The organism is Borrelia turcica IST7 (genome assembly GCF_003606285.1).
In the GTDB taxonomy this organism is placed as follows: domain Bacteria; phylum Spirochaetota; class Spirochaetia; order Borreliales; family Borreliaceae; genus Borrelia; species Borrelia turcica.
The window spans coordinates 420238-440970 of the sequence record NZ_CP028884.1; the positions used below are offsets into that span (position 1 = coordinate 420238).

Consider the following 20733-nt stretch of genomic DNA (forward strand, 5'->3'; position numbering starts at 1 on the left):
ACCTTAAAAAACATAAGCTATAGCAAGATACATAACATAATCTACTACACCCAAAAAAATTGAAATAAAAAAAACTAACCAAAAAACTTGTTTTCCATTACCTATTACTTCACTATACTTAGGCCATGTTATTTTTTTAAGCTCTAACACACTTTCCTTAATAAATTTAAACACTAAAAGCCCCTTTATTAATTCAAGACAACAGGTCAGGAGGGATTCGAACCCCCAACATGCGGTTTTGGAGACCGCCGTTCTACCATTAGAACTACTGACCTATGACTTACAGTTATTTTATTTTCCCTTCTTTATGAAGAGTATGCTTTCTAAGAATCGGACAATATTTCATTAACTCTAATTTTTCTTGTCTATTACGCCTATTTTTAGTAGTTGTATAATTTCTAATACCTGTTTCTTCACACACCAAAGCTATAAGTTCAACAGCACCCTTACCTTTCTTCTTACTCATAATAACACCCCTCTATACAAAAGCCCCCAATCGGACTTGAACCGACGACCCCCACCTTACCATGGTGGTGCTCTACCAGCTGAGCTATAAGGGCATTACTTCCCTTTACAATAAACTCTTGTATCATGTTAATTGATTATCTCAAAAAAGACAAGTATCCATATTATATTTTTAATTTCTTACCTTATAATAACGAGCTTACCCTCTCTTAAAAGATTAATATTATTTTTATTTGAAAATAATTTATTAATAGAACATTCATCAAGTATTATATCTGACCCATTCTTACCATAAACTCCCTTAGCAACCAACTTTAAAGGATAATCTCCAATTCTATCTTTATTCCTATAAGAAATATCATCTGTATACTCAAGCATGCCCCATCTCCTTAATGCATCTGGCTCAACCATTCTCTTATCAAAATAAAGTTTAATATTTTCATCATAAATTTTAATAAAGAAAGAATCTTTCAACCTAACAAGACCCGAAGAAGATTCATAGTCATCCCCTGCATAAATAACAATACCAGTATAAAATTGATCAGCACTTGTATTCATCAATGGATAAAAAGCCCTATAAGGTTTATCATGAGACAAAAATAAGTTAATAAAATCAGGGAAAAGATAAAGCTCATATCTAACAGTTATATTTCTCAAGTCCTCTGAATATTTTATGTAACCCCTCTTTAAAATGTTATCAAGTCCTGAAAAATAAAGTATTAAATGAGGATCCGAATTAAAATAATCCTTAAAAGTATTATCAGAATCAATCACCATTTCAAAAAGAGACTGCCTTATTAAAGAGTCCTTGAAATCATTAATACTTAACATCAATCTAGAAGTAGAATTAAGGCCAACTCTACCAAATTTATTTTCGTCAACTGTTTTACTAATATCGAAATAAACAACCTTTTTATTCCAATCAATTGTTCTCTCTATGCTCGCCCCAGAACTAGAATCCTTTATTACAGAAGCATTAGAATAAAATAAAAGAAAAAATTTAAAAAGGATATTAAGTAAATTCACATTAAGTCCCTATTTTTTCCCCAAATAAACTCCTATCCAAGCCCAACCATTATTAATTTCCGGATCTTTTGGATAAGAAATTTTTTTAAAGACAAAATACCATTCCCATATGTGCTCCCAGCCGGTAGATTCAAGATAAGAGATATCATCACTAGAATCAGCCTCAAAGCTATTTGCAAACTGTATCCCATTTTTTCGTCTACTTCCAAGTTTAATCATTGTTGTCAAAAAACTATTCGTATTAATTGAATTACCCCTACCTCCTCTCTGGTCCCAACTCTGAATAAAAAAGTTATGCTTATCTCTTATACTCAGCAACTTTGCCGTATTCCCAGAATAAACATACTTCTTAACATCTTGAATTAAATCACTCAAATTTCTATAAACTACAAATTCCGGATTATCATAATAATTAACCTTAGTACTAACATTAGAATAATCTCGCAAATCCATTTTCAAGCTTGACCTTGGAACTGAAAGCAACTTTTTATAATAAAAATATGCCTCATCATATTCTTGTATACTCTCTAAGTCTAGAGCAAGATGGTAATAATAACTACCTCTATCTTCTTCTTTAATACTATCGGCATTACTGCTAAGCAATAATTTATAATACTGAATCTTATTACCAGCTTCAATATTTAAACTGACTACCTTTTTAGCAATTTCTACTTTTACAGAACTATTTTCATAAACATAATCATCAAAATTATTGACAACATACCTATAATAAGTAAAAGCCACCAAATCTTCCTTCATAGCAGCATATATATTTCCCATCAAATACAAATATAAAGGATAATATTCTCTGCTCTCGTCATTAGCAATTCCTTGATTTACAATCATTAAAGCTTTTTCATAATTTTTATTCCGAATATAAATATTCACTATCCTATCAACAATAAGAAATCTATCTAATCCATTTTTACTTGACTCTTCTAAAAGATATATGAGATTTTGAATTTCTCTCTGCTTAACTTTACAAGCACTTAAAACCAAAATTAGTCCAAATAATTGAATTAATAACCTCATTGCCTTTATTATATAATGGAAGTTATGTATAACAAAACATATCCCAAACTCAATAAACTCATCAAGCATTTTAACATGAATCAAAAATCAATTTACATTGTATTTCTTGTATTTTTCCTATGTTGTTTTAATAAAACCAATAAGTATGGCATTGTCCTAGATTCAACAAACAGAGAAAAGCTTCCAAACGGTTCTCTTGTTACAATAGAGAATGCTAGTCAAAATAAAAAAACAATAACAATAAAGCATAATGAGACTAAATTTATAGTACATAAATTCACAATACAAGAATTTCACACAAAAGAAGATGCAGCAAATTTTAGATTAAGCTTTATGCCATACATAAACAAATATGCCATAAGTAAAAAAGACATCCTACCTTTAAGAGAATCTCCTGATAACTATAAGGACAACATAATATACAGAATCCCAAAGGACTCTATCTTAAAGATAATAAGCATTGGACAAGAAACACAAGCTGGCTCTCTTAAAGGTAGATGGATATATCTTTTAACAAAAGATGGATACAAGGGATATGTTTTTGACTATGCACTCGAAATTTTTGATAATATTACGGGTAAAATAATCACAAATCCACTAGATCAATCCTCACAGGACAATATCATAAATACATTTAAAAATATTAAATATTTAAGACCACTTTACTATGAAAAAATGATTGCCAACCGTACTTACGACACTAACCTATTTAAGAAAGACTATGGTTTATTTTTTACCCCACAAAATGAAATAAAGATAAATATGCCTGAATTAAGCTTAACTTTTAAATTTGATATTGTTGACGCCGTTAAACCAAATGGATTTTTGTTCAGATCTAACAATTCAGATAAAGATTTTATTCTTCTAGAAAAGGAATCTTCAAATTACTATAATTCATACATAAAGGTTAAAGAACATGATTTTGAAGCAAAATTTGTTATTATTGAACAAATCATTGAAAAAATTATACTTGAAGTAGACAAACAAAATAAAAACTTAATACACAGTTTAATATCTTATGGAACATTAGAAAATGAAACATATGGAAATATCGAATTTAAAGAAGATGGAACTTTTATTTGGGTAAAAGACTCAAAATTAAAAAATTTACCTAGTTCTGGAAAGTTTAAAATAATAGGATTTACTCCAAATTTACAAATCTCATATAAAAATGCTATAAAGTTTATTACTAATGATAACAAAGAATATTTTTGTCTACTAGACTATACCAATAATGCTCTACAACTCATATTTATAAATCCTGAAAATGTTGAAGATGACATAATAATTGACGACAAGGATAAAATTGCAGTAATATTGTTCAGTAAGAGTCGCTCTGCTTAAACTAAATTTACAAACAGTCTTAAATTCGTTAAAGGTTATAATCAATGTTAACAATATTTATGTTATTAACACAATTTATTGTACCTCTTCATGCAAATGAGAATACTACAATAATACAAACATTATCAAAAACACTTTACAATACTACTAACCAAGAACATACAGTTAACAAAGAAAAATTAGATAATTTCGTATCATCAATAAACTTAAATAATAATGATACTCTAAAATATTTGCAAACAATAAAAAATGATTTTTTAATCACATCCGTATATTTCAAAAATATAGAAGGCACTATTATCGCTCTAAGTATCGGAGCAGAAATAAATTATCAATATAAACTATCTCCATTATCAATTTCAATCATCAACAACGATTTAGAAACTACAAAAACATTAATAGACTACGGAATAAACATTAATAAAATAGATGAAACAGAACATCCATCAATATTTTGGGCAATATACTTAAACAACGAAGGAATATTCAATCTTTTAGCAGAAAAAGGAGCTGATTTAAGCTTTACTCTTAAAAATGGTAAAACGCCTTTGCAAGCTGCAATAGAGATTGAAAACACCAACCTAATCGAACTATTACTTAAAAAAAATACTTATATTACAGACAATTATAAAAAAGAAATTAAGAACATCAAAAACAAAAATATAAGAAATATTTTCAAGAAATATAAAACAATTTAGATTAATTAGTATCCATCCGACATCTCAATATTTTTATCTCTATCAAGAAGATCTTTATATACAAAAGATTTCCTACTAAGCTGTTCTTTCAAATCTTTCGAAAAAGGTGCATTTCTCCACATTACACCACGAACCATTTTCTCAACCTTTTGTATACCCTTACTTTCCTTATCTATCCAGAGAAAATAATCATCTAGAAAGACATTTTTAATATTACCTTTCTTAATAAATTTAGAATAGTATTCATAATACTGACCCGTTATCCCTGTTTCCATCCATCTAAACGATGCTTGTTCCTTAGCAAGTTCCCACAAAAAATCTCCAATACCTAAAATAATAGCCTTTCTTAAATCCTTAGAATACATAGGAATCAATATTTTACCTCGTCCCTTAGCTCGATTTTTAACATCAATAGGCTCCCAACAAACTCCCCTCTCACCGTAAGATGGAATTAAGATAAAATAAGGAACTATTCTTAAAAAATCTCCTCTATAATTTTTATGAAAAATTTTAGGTTGAATATCTTCAATCTCTCTAACAAGTTGAATAACTCTCTCTCTACTGCCAAAAAAATTAGGATTTGCAACTACATTACTCTTAAGCAATATCGGGAAATGATTCCCTCTAGGTCCAATAGTAAGCTTATTAGCTTCCATTAAAGATCCCACCTCCTCTACTGCAATGGTAGATGAACCAGGAACATCAATATCTCGAATTTTATTTTTAATCTCAACAAGTTCTTTATTTGACTCTTCAATTTTAGAAACCAAAGACACAACTTCTCTGCTACATTTAATAAGATTATCAATATAATCAGAAGCATAATTTAAAGGTTTTAAAATATCATCAGAATAAAACTCGTTTATTCCAAACTCAGACATAAAATTCTCATGTGGTGGACTATCAACAAATAAAAATTCAAACATACTTTTTAATTTATCAATGGCCTCAACTCTTGTGACATCACTCTTCTTAAGGCTACTCTTTGCAAAATCAATATTGGCTAGCAGCTTTTCTTGCTTATTAAGTAATATCTTTTTTATATCCTCATCTTTAATGCTATCCATTGGCTCATCTACAGCAAGCTTTCTGAGCTTTAACTCATTAACGCCATATATCCATTCATCAAAATAAATAAACGGTTCATTATAATTATTATCCCAAATGGTTTTTGAAATTAAAGACTTAAGTTCACTACCAAGAGCATTTGGCAGAAGAGCTGCAAATCTAAATAAAATTTTCTGCTCTTGAGTCAAATTTGAAACATTTTGAGCAATTGATTTCAAAAATTCCCAATAAACACTAATCATCTGCCTATATTTGGCAATCTTGTCACCTTCTTCTGTTGAAGAAGGATTTAAATAATCTAGTAATAACCTATGAAGCCTAGAGCCAATCTCTTTATCGCTTAAGATAAGATTCTTATAATAATCATCAGTAAAAAAATCCTTATCATGTTCTTCTAAAGCATTAATTTCGGGCAACCTTAAATTCAAATCTGTATTAACTAAATCTGGATACCTATACAAGATTTTCTCCCAAAAATCGGCCTGTAAATGCCATCTACTAATAAATAGTAATGCCAAAGTTTATATTTACCAAAAAATTTAGTAAGATTGATATACTATAGAAATTCTTTTTTTAAAAAATCTCAAAGGAATAAATTATGACCACAAAAGTAAAATTTTTTCTAACAATACCTATTGGAATACTTATTGGACTCTTTTTCCCCTCTGATATTTACAACACACTATCGCACATTTTTATAAGACTTGCCTACTTCTCCTTAATTCCTTTTTTAATATTCTCAATACCACTCGGAATAGAAAATATTATTGAAAACAAACAATTTAAAAAACTATTTGGAAAAACAATTTATTATGGAATTTTAATCAATGCTATGGGAGTCATTACTTCAATCGCAGTCGCAACAATATATATCCCACAAAGAATTCCAATCTTAGACAAAAATATTAAAAATTTATACATATTTGATAAATCAGAATTTCTTGAAACATTTTTCCCAAAAAACATTTTTACAATACTCACAAGTAGCAATCCAAATCTCTTAAGTATTTATATTATCTCAATAATTATTGGTACTAGTTTTTACTATGCAAAACAAAAGGGAAGAATTGCTAGAGAGCTTATTTTAAGCACTTCAAACCTTTTTTATAATGCAAACGGAATAGTAGTTAATATATTAAATTTTGGAATCATTTTCATCACAGCAGCATATACTAACAACTTAAGAAATTTTAAAGATTATCAATATTACATAAATAGCATACTATTTTTCTCCTCATGGACGCTTATTATTATTTTAATAATAATTCCAATGATCAGTTATCAATTAACTAAAAACTTTAAATTGGCATATAAGAGTATAATAATCTCATTTCAAAACATAATATTTGCAGGTCTGACAATGGATGCTTATTCCCCTTATTCTGTGTTAATAGAAGATATCAAAAATGAAAGAATAAACATAAAAAAATCAATCATTACAAACATACCATTAATCAACTTTATTTCTAAATTCGGAACAATTTTCATTTCAACAATTTCATTCTTTATTATTTTAAAATCTTATTCTAGCCTACCCATATCAATTTATGAAATAAGTTACATGAGCGCATTGGCATTTCTTTTTATTTTTGCATTTCCACACATACCAAATAGTTTGATTTACATAATTACAATGCTATGTTCAACTTATACAAAAGGGATTGAACTTAGTTACTCTAATATAACCCCAATACTTCCAATATTAACATCCCTAGCCTTAATGATTGACTTCACATTCAATGTTGCAATAATACACATAGTAAATTTCAATGAATTAAGAGAAACTTAAATACTAGATAACAAGATTCAAGCATTAGTAAGATTTTGCAAATAAAACAAGATGTTTGGCCTCTGTATTGCAATAAATGCAAGTTAGATTATCTAAAGGTTTATTTTTAAAATCTTCAGGTATACACCTTATTGTAGCCTTTGTATCATTTTTAATACTCTCTTCGCATACTTCACTACCACACCAAGAAGAGAGCACAAATCCTAAATGCTCATTAATATAAGTCTTAAAAGTATTGTAGCTATCTTTTTCTGCTCCAAAAATTTCTTTGGTATTTAAATTTCTAAACTCCAAAGCCTTATTAAACAAATCACTCTGCATACTTTCAAGCTCATTTCTAACTCTAGATGACAACTCTCTCACTGCTACTTGATACTTAGAATTTTTATCTTTATCTCTCCTTGCAATGGTGACACAATCCATAAGAATATCATTAGAGCCTATTTCAATGCGTATTGGTATTCCTTTAAGTTCCGCAGAAGAAAATCTAAATCCTGGAGAATTCTTGGTATCTTTATCAATCTCAACTCTAAATTTTTCTTTTTTTAATCTATTTAAAATAGTAGTAGCATATTCAAGAATTCTTTTATTCACTTCATCATCTCTCTTAAAAATAGGAACAACAATAAGCTCGATGGGTGCTATTTTGGGTGGCAATATCAAACCCTTATTATCGGAATGAACCATAATCAATGCCCCAATTAACCTAGTTGAAACTCCCCAACTAGTAGCTGAAACATACTCCATCTCTCCTTTTTTATTTTGGAATTTAACATCAAACGCCTTTGCAAAATTTAATCCCAAATAATGAGATGTTCCTGCTTGCAAAGCTTTCTTATCCTGCATTAACGCTTCAATTGTATACGTACAAACAGCACCAGCAAATTTTTCCTTTTCTGACTTTTTCCCATGAAATACGGGAATAGCCAAATAATCCTCAACAAATTTCTTATAAAGATTTAAAATAAATAAAGTTTCACTCTCAGCTTCTTCTACAGTTTCATGAGCAGTATGCCCCTCTTGCCACAAAAACTCGGTTGTGCGTAAAAATGGTCTTGTTCTCTTTTCCCAACGAACAATATTTGCCCACTGATTAATCTTAATAGGCAAATCTCTGTAAGACTTTATCCACTTACTGTACATATTCCAAATAATTGTCTCAGAAGTTGGTCTTATAACCAAAGGTTCACTCAATTTCTCTCCACCAGCAGTTGTTACAACAGCAAGTTCCGGAGAAAATCCTTCAACATGCTCCTGCTCCCTCTCCAAAAATTCATAAGGAATAAGCAATGGAAAATATGCATTCTCATGTCCCGTTTCTTTAAACTTATTATCAAGTATGCTTCTAATTCGTTCCCAAATAGCATATCCATAAGGCATAATAATCATGCACCCCTTAACAGGACTATAATCAACAAGCTTTGCCTCTTGTACTATATCTAAATACCACTTGGAATAATCTTCTTCTTTTGAAGCAATAAAACTACCCATAACCTACCCTTGATAAAAATTTTAAAACCTTATTACACAAACTCAATCATCAATATTTATGAACCTCAACCATAAAACGACTATATTCATTTCCAAAAGAATCTACCATAATCTTCTCTACAACAAAAACAATGCCATCTTCTTTAGGAAACAAAAAAATCTCTCTTATCTTATAGTCAAGCACATCTTTTCTATAATAATTTCCTCTCCCAATTCCCTTTATGTCTCGTACAAGAACACCGTCATCCTCAACAGATAAGGAAATAGTAAAAGTAGAGGATTTTAAAACATCTTTAAATACCTTATTAATCGAAACCTGATACCTATTCCCTGTTAAAAAATCAATAAAATCTAAAGAATTATCTTTAGATTCCCCATCATCAATATAAAGATAAATATTTCTACCCTTGTTTAAATGATTTATGTTAAGTTCTTTGACCCTGTAATCAACTATTTTCAAGAGCTCGTAAAGACTCTTCTCATAAGTGTCAACATAATCGATATATTCATTAAAAACTCTAGTATATATCCCAGGTTTTATAAAATTATTTTTATTAACATCTACAAAATAAACTCGAGAATAATATCCCTTATCCTCAAGGCTATACTCACCAAACATAAAATAAGATCCATTATCAGAAAATCCTAAGTTCTCAAAAAAAATATCTTCGGCAAAACATAAAGAAGAGCAAAAAACAAAACACAAAGTAAAAAATCGTACCAACATAAATCCTCTAATAAACCCGTAAGTAAAAATCCTTACTTAAAATTTATCTTTATATTAAAAATATGTCAAATATATTTTTAATATCAATCTTTGATCTAATACTTCTTTTTATAAGTTGGAAATTATGTTTACATTTTGCAATAAACTAAAAAAAATATATAGAAGACTTTTTCTTGAATTAGTTACTATTTTAAAGCACTTAATAATAATTCACAAATTCCAAAAGGATCACCCTGGTTTTTATGGCTAAAAACTGTCACAAATTTTTTAGTATTAACAATACTTTAATGCTAAAGGATTACACAATAGAAACACTATTAGCCACATTATCTATCAGGAATCTGCTTTATATCTTATACTTTATAGAATACAATTCTAGCAATTGTAAATATTTGGTTAGATATAAGTTAAAGGAGAATTTATGAAAACATTATTAACATTAGTTATGCTTTTGGTATTAGCTCTTCCTTCTGTTGCTCAACAAGTCGATTCATTAGATCTTGATAAGGTACTAAGAGAAAAGGAAAATTTAAATAACCTATTTGGAATAGGTTTTGGTCTTGGAAACCCTATTACAAATATTACACTTTCTTTTCCATATGTAGACATAGAGTTTGGATATGGAGGGTTTAATGGTCTGCATCCTAATAATTTCATGCCTTATATTATTAGTGGAATTGATATTATGTTTAAAGAAGAACTCTATCAAAACACAATAATGGGCGGCGGTTTTGGAATAGGTGTAGACTGGTCTCAAGAAAAGCCAAATAATACAGTTCCCACAGAAAAAACAGAACAAGAAGATGATGATGATGATGACGAAAATGAGGAGGCAGAACCCACCCCCTCACAACCCACATCTCAAAATAGAATAGGTATTGTACTAAGGCTTCCTATTTCATTAGAATACAGTTTTTTAAAAAATCTTGTAATAGGATTTAAGGCTGTTGCGACGCTTGGTGGGGTAATGCTATTAGACTCTATGTCAATAGAAGGAATGAGGTTCGGATTTTTTGGTGTTGGGTACCTTAAAATATACATATGAAGGAAAGCTAATGGGAAAAACTACTCAAAAAATACTCATCTTATTGCTAACATTTAACTTACATTACTTTGCGTTCTCTAAGTCTAATGATATTGCCTACAAAATTAAATGCAATACAGAAGAAGACGGAACCACTTGTATTACAAATGATAATAAAAATGTACTTCCCAAACCTAAACCTACCCCTCCTCCAAAACCCAGGCCTATTCCCCCAAAAAAACCTAAAAGACCTCTTGTATTTAAAGAAAAAAAAGAAAAAACTGTATATGACTCATTTGCATTAGGTGCAGGGACTGGAAGTCCCGTAGGAAATCTTTTATTCTCAATGCCATATGTAGATATAGATCTTGGTTATGGGGGTTTCATTGATTTTAACCCTAAAAATTTTCAACATTACATTTTGTTTGGCCTTGATTTAATCTTTAAAAAAGAAATAGGCCCTACCGTAGTTGTAGGAGGAGGTTTTGGTATTGGTGCAGACTGGTCTAAAGTAGACCTCGTTCCGCCCGGTGGTAAAGAACTTGTTACTTATGAAAGAATAGCAACAGTAACTAGACTGCCCATAACAATGGAATACAAATTCGCAAAAAATTTATCACTAGGTCTTAAAGTTTATCCTTCATTCGGTCCAGCCATATTACTCACAAAACCAAAAATAGTGTTTGAAGGGATTAGGTTCAAATTATTTGCAATCGGGTTTATTAAGTTCACTATATAAAAATATATTTTCATTAAAGTAAACTATAAAGCTTTTCAAACAGAGAGCGCAACAAAAATTTCCCCATTTCCACGGATTAATAGCTCTTCATCACATATACCTACAAAAATACTCTCTCCCTTCTTAAGGAAAAAATGATTATTTATCTGAATTTGCCCATCCATAACTAACAAGATCATAACACTATCTCTTTTTAAACAAATTTCTTCATCAACTTTTCTGTGAAGCAACATCAAATTAGTACCTGGAAGCTTAAAGACATTACATTTATCAATATCCTCACTTTTCAATAATGAAAATTTTCCTTCTTCAAACCTACCTACCCTAAGCATCTCATTCTTATCAATATATTTAGTAGTAAGACCTGCTCTGATTACATTATCAGAATTAGTCATAAGCTCAAGACACTCTCCTTTAAGATAAGCATGTACTTCTTGGCTCTCTGTATAGAGTACCTCACCTGGTTTTAATTTAAAAATATGCATTCCTAAAAATACTAAAAGGCCAACATCTACTCCATAAATCTTATATATCTCACTAAACCAATAAGCTCTATCCCTTTCTAGAAAACCTAAATTTTCCTGTACTTTTCCAATAGCATCTTCAATATCACACTTTTGCAAGTTAAATATATTACTTATAAATTCTTTATGATTTACAAAGCTAAAATCTAATTTTAATTTTTTACATATATTTTTAATTTCAATAAGAGGTAAAAATCCTTTAAGAGCATAAAAATCACTTAAAGCATAAACAAGTTCTATTTTTGGATTTTCATCCTTATAAACTCTCTCTGGATCATTAATGTTTATTCCTCTATCATTTTCAAGTTTAAAGCCCTTTAAAGCAATATCTTTTGAAGGATGTATTTGAATTGATAAAGGTTTTGAAGCTGAGAGAACCTTAAACAAAAAAGACAACTCATTTCCATTTCCCAAAAGTTCCCTATTTTGCTCTAAAAAATCACAAAGAGGGACATATTGCCCCTCAATCAATACTTTACTAGAAAATGTCTTATGTGCACCAAGCCACATCTCAGCTTTAGGTAAACCATCTTGTTTTTGTCCTAAAAGAGAAGGGATGAAACTAATTCCACCCCAATCATATTCTTTAATCTCATTCTTCATCAAAAATATATTGTCAATTCTCATTTAGATTCCTTAGATTTTAAAGATTTTAGAAAAATCACTAAAATTGTTGCAACAGCAACACCAGCAGCCATTGCAATAATAAATCCTAACTTATTATCAACCACAGGAAGTACTATGGGTCCTCCATGAGGTGCATGGTCTGCTACCCCCAAAAATGCTGCAACAATACTTGCAACAGCTCCACCAGCTACTATTGATGGTAAAACTCTCGCAGGGTCACTAGCAGCGAACGGAATAGCACCCTCACTAATTCCAATAAAAGAAATCAAGAATGATATTTTACCAGATTCCCTTTCCTCCTCCTCAAATAATTTAGGCATAATCAAAGTAGCAAGTCCCATAGCCATAGGAGGAACAGGGATAGCTGATGCTACCATACCCATTATTTGTGGAACTTGAGGAATCATACCAACACCAAAAAGGAATGCAACCTTATTAAAAGGTCCTCCCATATCAATAGACACCATAGAACCAAGTATTAACCCAAGAAGAACTTTGCCCAAAATACCATAAGTTTCTGAATTACTCTGTAATGATTTAAGTCCATTCTCAAGTAATGTCATAAATTGAGCAATATAACCCCCTACATAAAGCATGAAAAACCCAATAATAACAGTGCTTATTAAAGGAATAACAAAAATAGGCATAACAGGCCTTATCCATTCAGGGACCTTTCTCTGCGCTATCCATCTAGCAACAAAACCTGCAATAAATCCGGCAAGTATTGCCCCTAAAAACCCTGACCCAATATCTCTAGCAAGTACACCTCCTACAAGTCCTGGTGCAAGTCCTGGTTTATCGGCAATTGCCATAGCAATAAACCCTGCAAGTATTGGCAACATCATCCCAAAGGCAACAGCACCAATATCTGTAATCGTCTTATAAAAAGGATACTCAGCAAAATTTGGACCGTCAGAGCCAATTCCGGCCAATGATATTCCAAGAGCAATCAAAATACCACCGCTTGCTACAATTGGAATCATAGGAGAAACTCCGCTCATTAAGTACTTATAAAAACTAGATTTGGGTTTTTTAGTTGTATCTTTTAAAGAAGGATTCATATTCTTATAATTAAATATTGAAGCATTAAATGATTCCCTAATAACATCTTCTATATTATTTATAGCCTTTGCAGTTGAAATCTTATAAACCCTCTTTCCATCAAATCTCTCTTCATTAACATCCTTATCAACAGCGAGTATTACAACATCAGCATCCCTAATATCTTCTTCCGTTAAAGCATTCTCAATACCAATAGAACCCTGAGTCTCAACTTTAACTCCATAACCTTGCTTCATTGCCTCAGTCTCAATCTTCTTGGCAGCAATATATGTATGTGCAATTCCCACAGGACAAGCAGATACAGCTACTATTTTTTTTGATCCAGAATAAGTCACAACATCATCTGTAGAAGACTTTTCAATATTCTCTATATAAGAATAAATCTCATCAGAATTATTTACATTTTTCAAAATATTTTTAAACTCATCGGTCTCAAATAATTGAGCTATGAAAGCTATTGACTTGATATGGTCATTTCCTTGTTGACTTTTGGACATGCAAATTAAAAATATTAAATTAACAGGAGGATTATCATCGGACCACTTTATACCATCTCCTTTTATGTAAAGTAATGAAACAAAACTCGTCTTAACAGAATCTCCTATAAAATGAGGTATAGCAACACCATTCTCCCAAGATGTGCCTCCAATATTTTCTCTATCAAAAATACCCTGAAGGAATTCATCTCTATTGTCTGTATAACCCCTTTCACTCACTTTATTTACTAAAAAATTAATGGCATCTTCTTTAGATCTTATTTCTGTCGATATAAAAATAAGTTCTTTTTTCAAAAAATCTAAAAACATGTCCTCAAACCTCCTAAACACTTAAAATAATTGTATCACAGCATAAAAATTAAACTTGGATACTTTTTTATTAATCTTTTTAATAAAAAAGTATGTTATCACTATTTTAAAATTAAATCTATTAATTTGCCCTATTTGAATTTACTTTTTTATTTACAATTTATTTTATATTATTGAATCTAATTTAATTATGAAAAAAATAGTTAAGCTTCATTTCTTTTTACTATTTGTAATGTTGCCTTTCTTAAATGCAGAACAACAAAAAGATGAGATAAATAACAAAAAAAGCTTACCCTTAGAAGAATCATCAAATAAAAATGAATATAATTTTTTCTCCGTGGAGAGAGGAATTACTTACTCAACGGGACTCGGACTTGGAACTGGATTTTTTATAAATTCTAAAATAAATCATTTAATATTTAGACCTTATTACATGTTTGCAATTAATAATTTTGATTTCCTAGCTGTGGTCATGATTTTAATTCATGAAGACTACGACATATCAAAAAAATTTAAATATTCAAGCTCTTATATTGGAACAGGTGTTAATTGGCATATTGCAAATTTAGCAAGCAAAACAAAATATTTCTCATTGACTTTTGGCATTGGAGGACGATTTTACCTTTCAACAAACTTTATAGGCGACTTTAAATTCTATAAAAAACTTCCATACATAATAGAACCATACATATTTTTTGAGTTCTCTACAAAAAAATCTATACCCTATTTGAGTCTATATTCAAGAATTGATTTTTTATTTCTTGATACATTCAATATTTCTTTCGATTTTGGTATTAGATATAATTTTGAAGATACCGAGGTAAAATCATGAAACAGAAATCAAGGTTTCTATTATGTTGCTACATATTAATTTTACTGGGCTTTTTATTTCTTCATCAAAACCCCAAAACTTTCAAAAATTTTAAAGAAATAGCTTCCACTTATATAGAAGCATTTAAAGATAAGATTCACAGTCCTCAAATCTCAATTAAGGTAAAAGAAAAGCATCTCTTGCCAAGGGGGCCTCTTACTACTCAAGTACTACATAAAAAATACTATTCTTTAGGATACGCTGAGAGCGCAAGACAAGCAGAATGGGTAGCTTATCTCTTGAAAAGAGAAATGGTTGAACTAGCTTTGACATTACTCAAGGAGAAAAAAATAAAGAGAAGTAGTAAATTTTTTGAAGATAAAGATATTAAAGGAATTGCTCCAAAATTAAATGATTACCTTAAGAGCGGATACGACAGAGGTCATATTGTCAGTTCTGCCGATATGTCTTTTTCTGAGGATGCAATGAGAGATACCTATTTTTTATCAAACATATCTCCCCAACAAAGAGACTTTAATTCTGGTATTTGGTTAAAACTTGAAAAATTGGTCAGAGAATGGACTATTTTAAAAGGGAAGATTTATATTATTAGTGCAGGAATTTTAACAGAAAATAAGGGATTTATTGGAAAAAGTAAAATACTGGTACCAAAAAGTTTTTATAAAATAATGCTATCATTAAATGACGATAATTCTTATGATATAATTTCTTTCATTATTCCAAATGAAAAGGCCAAAGATTTAAACTTAAGAAATTATGTCGTGAATGTTTACTCAATTGAAGAGAAAACTAGTATAGATTTTTTCGAAAAGCTTGATGCTGGGTTAAAAAAAATAATTAAAATGAAAAAAGATCCATATTCTTGGAAGTTTAGATGAAAATAACCTTTATTAAACTTAACATCTTTTTATTCACAATTTTTGCATTAGGAATAACTGTAATATCAACATTTATGTACTATATAAACTTTAGAATAGACTTTTATAACTATCTTATAAAGATTTATAACAGAAATTTATTAATTTTAATCAATAATTTCTTTATTTTTAGCATCGGAATAATAGGCTCTATTTGGACATACATTCATTATAAGAGAACAAACAATATGCAATTTATATTTTTCTATTGCTTTATCTGTTCATACATATTCGAGTCTCTGTCAATTTTTAAGTATTACTTTTTAAATCATGAATTAAGTCTAGAATTTTACTACTACATGAAAATTTATCATTTAATAACCGTATTTTCTCTACTCAATTTATTTTTTCTAAGCCTACATATATGTGATTTCCAAATAAAATCAATCACTTACACTATTTATTTAATTTTCACCTTTTCAATTATCTATATCTCTTTAGTACCCATTAACGCATATGAGTACACTAATATGAATAACTTCTTCTTTGCAATAGGAAATCACAAATTTCATGTTAATTTGTTCTTATTACTCATCTTAATAAACTTTTTAGTAGCATTTTTAAGGAAACAAACCCTTAGCTATCTTCTTTTATTTGTATCAATATTTCTGATATTAGTAGGTATATACTTAAACCTTATTGAAACACCCTACGCTTTCATTCCAATATCAATAGGAGTATCAATATACTTAAGAGAAGCCGGAAAACTTTTTTTCTATTGGTTATAAACCTTAGAGTCAACACACAACAAAAGATATCATTGACACGCCTACAGGTAAAAACAAATTATCGTATTTTTTAAAATCAAAAAGTTCAACAATAACAGCTCCCATGCCAACAACTGATGCTATTATTAAGTTTGGAAAAAAGTAATAACAGGAAATAAAAGAAACTAAAAAAATAGCAACACTACCAGAAAATGTTTTATTATTGACAAGTTTAAAAGAAGGAATTATCTTTCCAAAAAGGCTTGCTAGTCCATCTCCAAGGCAGGCTGAAAATATTCCAATGTAATTAAAAGGCTCCGGTACAAGATAATAAGTGAAAAATATACTCACTACTAAAAATATTGGAGATAGAGCTATCTTACAAGAAGATATTTCTCTCGTTTTTATCATGATTTCTGATATATCTTGTAGAAAAAATAAACTTATTCTCATAAGTCTAAACATTTCCGAAATTAAGTACATCATCATAAAAAATAGGCTAAATGCAAGCCCTAGCCAAAAATTCATTTTATAAAATAACAAAAATATTAAAGTAGAAATATGAAAGAATTTTCTATAAATCTCATATTTAATATTTTCTTCAAAAAAAATTCGATCAAGCTTCACTTAATCTTCCTTAAAATAATATTAAATTTTAAAAAGGAATTTGGTTTTATGACCTCACCAATCTCTCTATCCCCATACGCAAGTCTTGGTGGTATTATTACCATCCTTTCTTCCCCTTCATACATATCTGACAACATTATGTCCCAACCCTCAATTACTTGCCCACTACCAACCATAACCTCAATTGACTCTCCTCTGTCAATTGAACTGTCAAATTTTACTCCACTTAGTAAAAATCCTTCATAGTCTACTCTTAAAACATCCCCCTTCTTAACACCTCTACCCTTTCCTTGCTTATTGATCTTATAAAAAATATCATTATTATCCTTTTGATAATCTTTGTAATTTTCATAAATCATTTCAAGCTGAGAAGATATATATTTTTCCGCTTCTTCTTTCTTTTTTGACTCATAACTTTCTTTTAATTTTATAAATTCTTCATTGTTAACCTTAAAGGCTTCAGCATCATCTCCAACACGAATGATTTCAACTCTCTCTATTTTATCTCCTTGCCGTATGTTGTAAACCGTGTCCATCCCTGCAACCACTTTACCAAAAATTGAATGCTTAGAATCAAGGTAAGTAAGATTATCCGATAGAGTTATAAAAAATTGACTTCCATTAGTGTCAGAGCCCGCATTAGCCATAGAAACAATTCCTGCTACATTATGACTTAAACCCCTCCCCAGTTCATCAGGGAAAGAATAACCCGGTCCTCCAGTACCCGTTCCTGTAGGATCTCCCGTCTGTACAACAAACCCATCAATAACTCTATGAAAAACAATATTTTCAAAATAAGGCCGATCTGTAACAGAATTTTTAAGAAGTCCTTCACTAAGACCAATAAAATTCATAACTGTCAAAGGAGCAACCTTATAGTAAAGCTCTATCTTTATATTACCTTTATTTGTATAAATCGACGCAAATATACCATTACCTTCCACTGCATTTTCCTTTTTGTTAACACAACCTATTAATATTAAAATAAATAAAAAATAAAATGAATATTTTCTCACAGACATTTTCCTTATATTGATATTAAACAAACTCAATCAGCTTTAATTTTACAATTATTTTGTAAAATTTGTAAAATTAACTAGAAATTTATCATAATTAAGTAATACTTAATTAATAATGGAAGTTATAAAATTTGGATTTTATTAAATGTTAGAAATTAGCAATGAACTTCTTTTGAAGTTTTGTAGTTTTATATATGAAAATAGCGGTATTTGTTTTGATGAAAAAAATAAAATCGTGCTAAAGGGTCGAATTAATGATGCTATACATGAACTTGAAAACATTAATACTCCAAAACAACTATATGATTTAATCATTTCGGATAAACTTAAAAAAGATTATTTCCTAGATCTTGTCACAACAAATCTAACTCGATTTTTTAGAAATGAAGCGCATTTTCAAACATTTGAAAAATTTATAGTTCCAAATTTAGTAAAAATTAAAAATAAGGAAGATAAAAATAGAGTTGTTATGTGGTCTGCTGGTTGTTCAAGTGGAGAAGAACCGTATTCACTGGCATTTGTTCTTAAATCCAATCTTCCAGAAAACTTTGACTTCGTTGTTATCGCTTCTGATTTAAGTTTAAAATCTCTAATGATAGCAAGAGAAGGTTACTATTCTGTTCAAAAATGTGAACACATTCCAACAAAGTATAAAAAATACATAACACCCTATATGGATGGATATAAGGTGATAAATGACATTAAGAAACACATACGATTTGATTATCATAACTTAAATTTTGAAAGTGGATTTTCAAATATTGATGTTATTTTTTGCAGAAATGTGCTCATCTATTTCGATGAAAAATCTAAAATACAAGTTTTAAAAAAATTTTATTCCTCTATGTCTGCGAAAAGTTACTTATTTATTGGTCATTCAGAATCGCTATTTGGGCTTGATCTTCCTTTTAAATTTTTAAAAACACCCTGGTCCATAATATACGAAAAGGATGATCAAAGTATTCCAAAAGGAAAATTTCAATTCCAACCCAAATATAGGTTATAATTTGATAAACACAAATTCATAGGAGCAAATCACAAGTGAGAACAAAAATTTATGTGCTTGTTATTGAAGATTCTGCTACTAATAGGAAAGTCATCTCAGATATAATTAATTCTTCTCTAAAACTTGAAGTTATTGCTACTGCATCTAACGGAGAATTTGCTCTTAAAAAACTTAACAAACAACCCGATGTCATACTATTCAGTTTAGAAACAGAAACAATAAAAGAAATTAACTTTTTACAAGCAAAAAGGAACATGAATAACAAAATTCCTACTATCGTTCTATCATCAAGCGAAGACATAGCAAAAAAAACACTCTTAAAAGGAGCAGATGATTTTATCATCAAATCTGATGCTAAAATAGAATGTATAAAAGATCAAATTATTGACTTACTCTATGCTTACGGAACAAAGGCCATAAAAAGTAAAATTATCCATAATATTAATTTAAAATTAAAAACAAATGAGATTGAAACAAATAATACAGTAAAAGAAGAAATTTTAAATACAATAAACACGATAGATGAAAATTTAACAATCAAAAAAGATACAATTGAAAATAAGGATTTTGACCAAGAAACAATAATAGATGAAGAAGATTTAAAAAAACTTAAAAATAGAAAATTTGATATAGTTGTCATTGGAATATCTACAGGAGGTCCTGTAGCATTAAAGGCTATACTACCAGAAATCCCTGAGAATTTTCCTATACCAATAATCATTGTTCAACATATGCCAAAGGGATTTACATCAGAATTTGCAAGAAGTCTTAATAATATTTGTAACTTAGTTGTAAAGGAAACAATCAACAAAGAAATACTACAAAGAGGATTCATATACATAAGTTCAAGCGGATACCACACAAGAATTAATAAGATTAATGACAACTATCAAATAGAAGTATTTGACGATGAAAATGTAAACGGTCATAAACCATCTATTGGAGTTTTATTTAAATCCATATCAGAAAATGTGAAAGAAAAAGCAATAGCCTTCATAATGACAGGAATGGGAAGTGATGGATCTAGAGAAATTGGAGAGATTAAAAAAGCCGGCGGACTCACGATCGCTCAAGACAAGGAAAGTTCAGTGGTTTTTGGCATGCCCAAAATAGCAATAGAAGAAAATAATGTAGACTATATAGTTTCGATAAACCATGTGGTAAAATTATTAAAGGCCATTCTGCTTGATGGTTGAAGTTTTA

At 29.6% G+C, this 20733-nt stretch carries 21 protein-coding genes and 2 tRNA genes; 10 read left to right on the top strand and 13 right to left on the bottom strand.

The window, feature by feature from the left end; all coding sequences use genetic code 11:
* Window positions 1–3: 3 nt before the first annotated feature.
* From secE to DB313_RS02030, 6 genes are all read right to left on the bottom strand, one after another.
* Complete coding sequence (secE, locus tag DB313_RS02005) at window positions 4–174, bottom strand: preprotein translocase subunit SecE (RefSeq protein ID WP_120104190.1); 171 nt, start codon at window positions 172–174, stop codon at window positions 4–6.
* A gap of 28 nt (window positions 175–202) precedes the next feature.
* Window positions 203–275 (bottom strand) — tRNA-Trp (locus tag DB313_RS02010).
* An 11-nt stretch (window positions 276–286) separates the two neighbouring features.
* A complete protein-coding gene (gene rpmG, locus DB313_RS02015; RefSeq protein WP_120104191.1) occupies window positions 287–466 on the bottom strand; it encodes a 50S ribosomal protein L33 in 180 nt (59 codons plus the stop codon).
* 21 nt (window positions 467–487) lie between these two features.
* A tRNA-Thr gene (locus DB313_RS02020) sits at window positions 488–560 on the bottom strand.
* Between the two features lie 85 nt (window positions 561–645).
* Window positions 646–1491, bottom strand: a complete 846-nt coding sequence (locus DB313_RS02025) for a hypothetical protein (RefSeq protein ID WP_120104192.1) — start codon at window positions 1489–1491, stop codon at window positions 646–648.
* A 9-nt stretch (window positions 1492–1500) separates the two neighbouring features.
* Window positions 1501–2523: a tetratricopeptide repeat protein gene (locus DB313_RS02030; RefSeq protein ID WP_120104656.1), complete on the bottom strand. Its 1023-nt coding sequence runs from the start codon at window positions 2521–2523 to the stop codon at window positions 1501–1503.
* Between the two features lie 75 nt (window positions 2524–2598).
* Between DB313_RS02030 and DB313_RS02035 the strand changes: the two genes are divergently transcribed.
* A complete protein-coding gene (locus DB313_RS02035) occupies window positions 2599–3867 on the top strand; it encodes an SH3 domain-containing protein (protein ID WP_238614512.1) in 1269 nt (422 codons plus the stop codon).
* Window positions 3868–3911: 44 nt separating this feature from the next.
* The gene (locus tag DB313_RS02040) at window positions 3912–4565 is read left to right on the top strand and encodes an ankyrin repeat domain-containing protein (RefSeq protein ID WP_120104194.1); all 654 of its coding nucleotides are present in this window, start codon (window positions 3912–3914) and stop codon (window positions 4563–4565) included.
* A 5-nt stretch (window positions 4566–4570) separates the two neighbouring features.
* Here the strand turns inward: DB313_RS02040 and DB313_RS02045 are convergent, their stop codons facing one another.
* On the bottom strand, window positions 4571–6094 hold the full coding sequence (locus DB313_RS02045) for a hypothetical protein (RefSeq protein WP_120104195.1): 1524 nt from the start codon (window positions 6092–6094) through the stop codon (window positions 4571–4573).
* 137 nt (window positions 6095–6231) lie between these two features.
* On the opposite strand from DB313_RS02045, the gene DB313_RS02050 reads away from it, so the two are divergent.
* Window positions 6232–7422, top strand: coding sequence for a dicarboxylate/amino acid:cation symporter (locus DB313_RS02050; protein WP_120104196.1), 1191 nt, complete (start codon window positions 6232–6234; stop codon window positions 7420–7422).
* Window positions 7423–7446: 24 nt separating this feature from the next.
* Here DB313_RS02050 and proS read toward each other — a convergent pair whose 3' ends face one another.
* Both proS and DB313_RS02060 read right to left on the bottom strand, forming a co-directional pair.
* A complete protein-coding gene (gene proS, locus DB313_RS02055; RefSeq protein ID WP_120104197.1) occupies window positions 7447–8913 on the bottom strand; it encodes a proline--tRNA ligase in 1467 nt (488 codons plus the stop codon).
* A 49-nt stretch (window positions 8914–8962) separates the two neighbouring features.
* Window positions 8963–9640 (bottom strand): DUF2259 domain-containing protein, encoded by a 678-nt coding sequence (locus tag DB313_RS02060; protein WP_174220843.1) that lies wholly within the window; start codon window positions 9638–9640, stop codon window positions 8963–8965.
* Window positions 9641–10061: 421 nt separating this feature from the next.
* Here DB313_RS02060 and DB313_RS02065 point away from each other — a divergent pair, with 421 nt between their 5' ends.
* Window positions 10062–10685, top strand: a complete 624-nt coding sequence (locus DB313_RS02065) for a DUF3996 domain-containing protein (protein ID WP_120104198.1) — start codon at window positions 10062–10064, stop codon at window positions 10683–10685.
* A 10-nt stretch (window positions 10686–10695) separates the two neighbouring features.
* A complete protein-coding gene (locus DB313_RS02070) occupies window positions 10696–11403 on the top strand; it encodes a DUF3996 domain-containing protein (protein WP_120104658.1) in 708 nt (235 codons plus the stop codon).
* A 35-nt stretch (window positions 11404–11438) separates the two neighbouring features.
* On the opposite strand, the gene manA is transcribed toward DB313_RS02070, so the two are convergent.
* Complete coding sequence (gene manA / locus DB313_RS02075) at window positions 11439–12554, bottom strand: mannose-6-phosphate isomerase, class I (protein ID WP_120104199.1); 1116 nt, start codon at window positions 12552–12554, stop codon at window positions 11439–11441.
* Complete coding sequence (locus DB313_RS02080) at window positions 12551–14422, bottom strand: fructose-specific PTS transporter subunit EIIC (protein ID WP_120104200.1); 1872 nt, start codon at window positions 14420–14422, stop codon at window positions 12551–12553. Before DB313_RS02080 ends, manA begins: the two co-directional genes overlap by 4 nt.
* Before the next feature lie 190 nt (window positions 14423–14612).
* Between DB313_RS02080 and DB313_RS02085 the strand changes: the two genes are divergently transcribed.
* The 3 genes from DB313_RS02085 to DB313_RS06590 are packed head-to-tail and all read left to right on the top strand — an operon-like array spanning window position 14613 to window position 16899.
* On the top strand, window positions 14613–15254 hold the full coding sequence (locus DB313_RS02085; protein WP_120104201.1) for a hypothetical protein: 642 nt from the start codon (window positions 14613–14615) through the stop codon (window positions 15252–15254).
* Window positions 15251–16132, top strand: coding sequence for a DNA/RNA non-specific endonuclease (locus DB313_RS02090; RefSeq protein ID WP_120104202.1), 882 nt, complete (start codon window positions 15251–15253; stop codon window positions 16130–16132). Before DB313_RS02085 ends, DB313_RS02090 begins: the two co-directional genes overlap by 4 nt.
* On the top strand, window positions 16129–16899 hold the full coding sequence (locus DB313_RS06590) for a hypothetical protein (protein ID WP_120104203.1): 771 nt from the start codon (window positions 16129–16131) through the stop codon (window positions 16897–16899). Before DB313_RS02090 ends, DB313_RS06590 begins: the two co-directional genes overlap by 4 nt.
* 9 nt (window positions 16900–16908) lie before the next feature.
* On the opposite strand, the gene DB313_RS02100 is transcribed toward DB313_RS06590, so the two are convergent.
* Together DB313_RS02100 and DB313_RS02105 are read right to left on the bottom strand one after the other, a co-directional pair.
* Window positions 16909–17505 carry a diacylglycerol/polyprenol kinase family protein gene (locus DB313_RS02100; protein ID WP_120104204.1) on the bottom strand — a complete coding sequence of 199 codons (597 nt, stop codon included), beginning with the start codon at window positions 17503–17505 and terminating at the stop codon, window positions 16909–16911.
* The gene (locus tag DB313_RS02105) at window positions 17502–18521 is read right to left on the bottom strand and encodes a peptidylprolyl isomerase (protein WP_120104205.1); all 1020 of its coding nucleotides are present in this window, start codon (window positions 18519–18521) and stop codon (window positions 17502–17504) included. The genes DB313_RS02100 and DB313_RS02105 overlap by 4 nt, the downstream gene beginning before the upstream one ends.
* Window positions 18522–18669: 148 nt before the next feature.
* Here DB313_RS02105 and DB313_RS02110 point away from each other — a divergent pair, with 148 nt between their 5' ends.
* A complete protein-coding gene (locus DB313_RS02110) occupies window positions 18670–19530 on the top strand; it encodes a CheR family methyltransferase (protein WP_120104206.1) in 861 nt (286 codons plus the stop codon).
* A 35-nt stretch (window positions 19531–19565) separates the two neighbouring features.
* Window positions 19566–20726 (top strand): chemotaxis protein CheB, encoded by a 1161-nt coding sequence (locus tag DB313_RS02115; RefSeq protein ID WP_120104207.1) that lies wholly within the window; start codon window positions 19566–19568, stop codon window positions 20724–20726.
* Window positions 20727–20733: the final 7 nt, after the last annotated feature.

Excerpts from the sequence above, each read along its gene's own strand:
- rpmG (WP_120104191.1), bottom strand. The coding sequence starts at position 466 with ATGAGTAAGAAGAAAGGTAAGGGTGCTGTTGAACTTATAGCTTTGGTG.
- DB313_RS02030 (WP_120104656.1), bottom strand. The coding sequence starts at position 2,523 with ATGAGGTTATTAATTCAATTATTTGGACTAATTTTGGTTTTAAGTGCT.
- DB313_RS02035 (WP_238614512.1), top strand. The coding sequence starts at position 2,599 with ATGAATCAAAAATCAATTTACATTGTATTTCTTGTATTTTTCCTATGT.
- DB313_RS02040 (WP_120104194.1), top strand. The coding sequence starts at position 3,912 with ATGTTAACAATATTTATGTTATTAACACAATTTATTGTACCTCTTCAT.
- DB313_RS02050 (WP_120104196.1), top strand. The coding sequence starts at position 6,232 with ATGACCACAAAAGTAAAATTTTTTCTAACAATACCTATTGGAATACTT.
- proS (WP_120104197.1), bottom strand. The coding sequence starts at position 8,913 with ATGGGTAGTTTTATTGCTTCAAAAGAAGAAGATTATTCCAAGTGGTAT.
- DB313_RS02060 (WP_174220843.1), bottom strand. The coding sequence starts at position 9,640 with ATGTTGGTACGATTTTTTACTTTGTGTTTTGTTTTTTGCTCTTCTTTA.
- DB313_RS02065 (WP_120104198.1), top strand. The coding sequence starts at position 10,062 with ATGAAAACATTATTAACATTAGTTATGCTTTTGGTATTAGCTCTTCCT.
- DB313_RS02070 (WP_120104658.1), top strand. The coding sequence starts at position 10,696 with ATGGGAAAAACTACTCAAAAAATACTCATCTTATTGCTAACATTTAAC.
- manA (WP_120104199.1), bottom strand. The coding sequence starts at position 12,554 with ATGAGAATTGACAATATATTTTTGATGAAGAATGAGATTAAAGAATAT.
- DB313_RS02080 (WP_120104200.1), bottom strand. The coding sequence starts at position 14,422 with ATGTTTTTAGATTTTTTGAAAAAAGAACTTATTTTTATATCGACAGAA.
- DB313_RS02085 (WP_120104201.1), top strand. The coding sequence starts at position 14,613 with ATGAAAAAAATAGTTAAGCTTCATTTCTTTTTACTATTTGTAATGTTG.
- DB313_RS02090 (WP_120104202.1), top strand. The coding sequence starts at position 15,251 with ATGAAACAGAAATCAAGGTTTCTATTATGTTGCTACATATTAATTTTA.
- DB313_RS06590 (WP_120104203.1), top strand. The coding sequence starts at position 16,129 with ATGAAAATAACCTTTATTAAACTTAACATCTTTTTATTCACAATTTTT.
- DB313_RS02110 (WP_120104206.1), top strand. The coding sequence starts at position 18,670 with ATGTTAGAAATTAGCAATGAACTTCTTTTGAAGTTTTGTAGTTTTATA.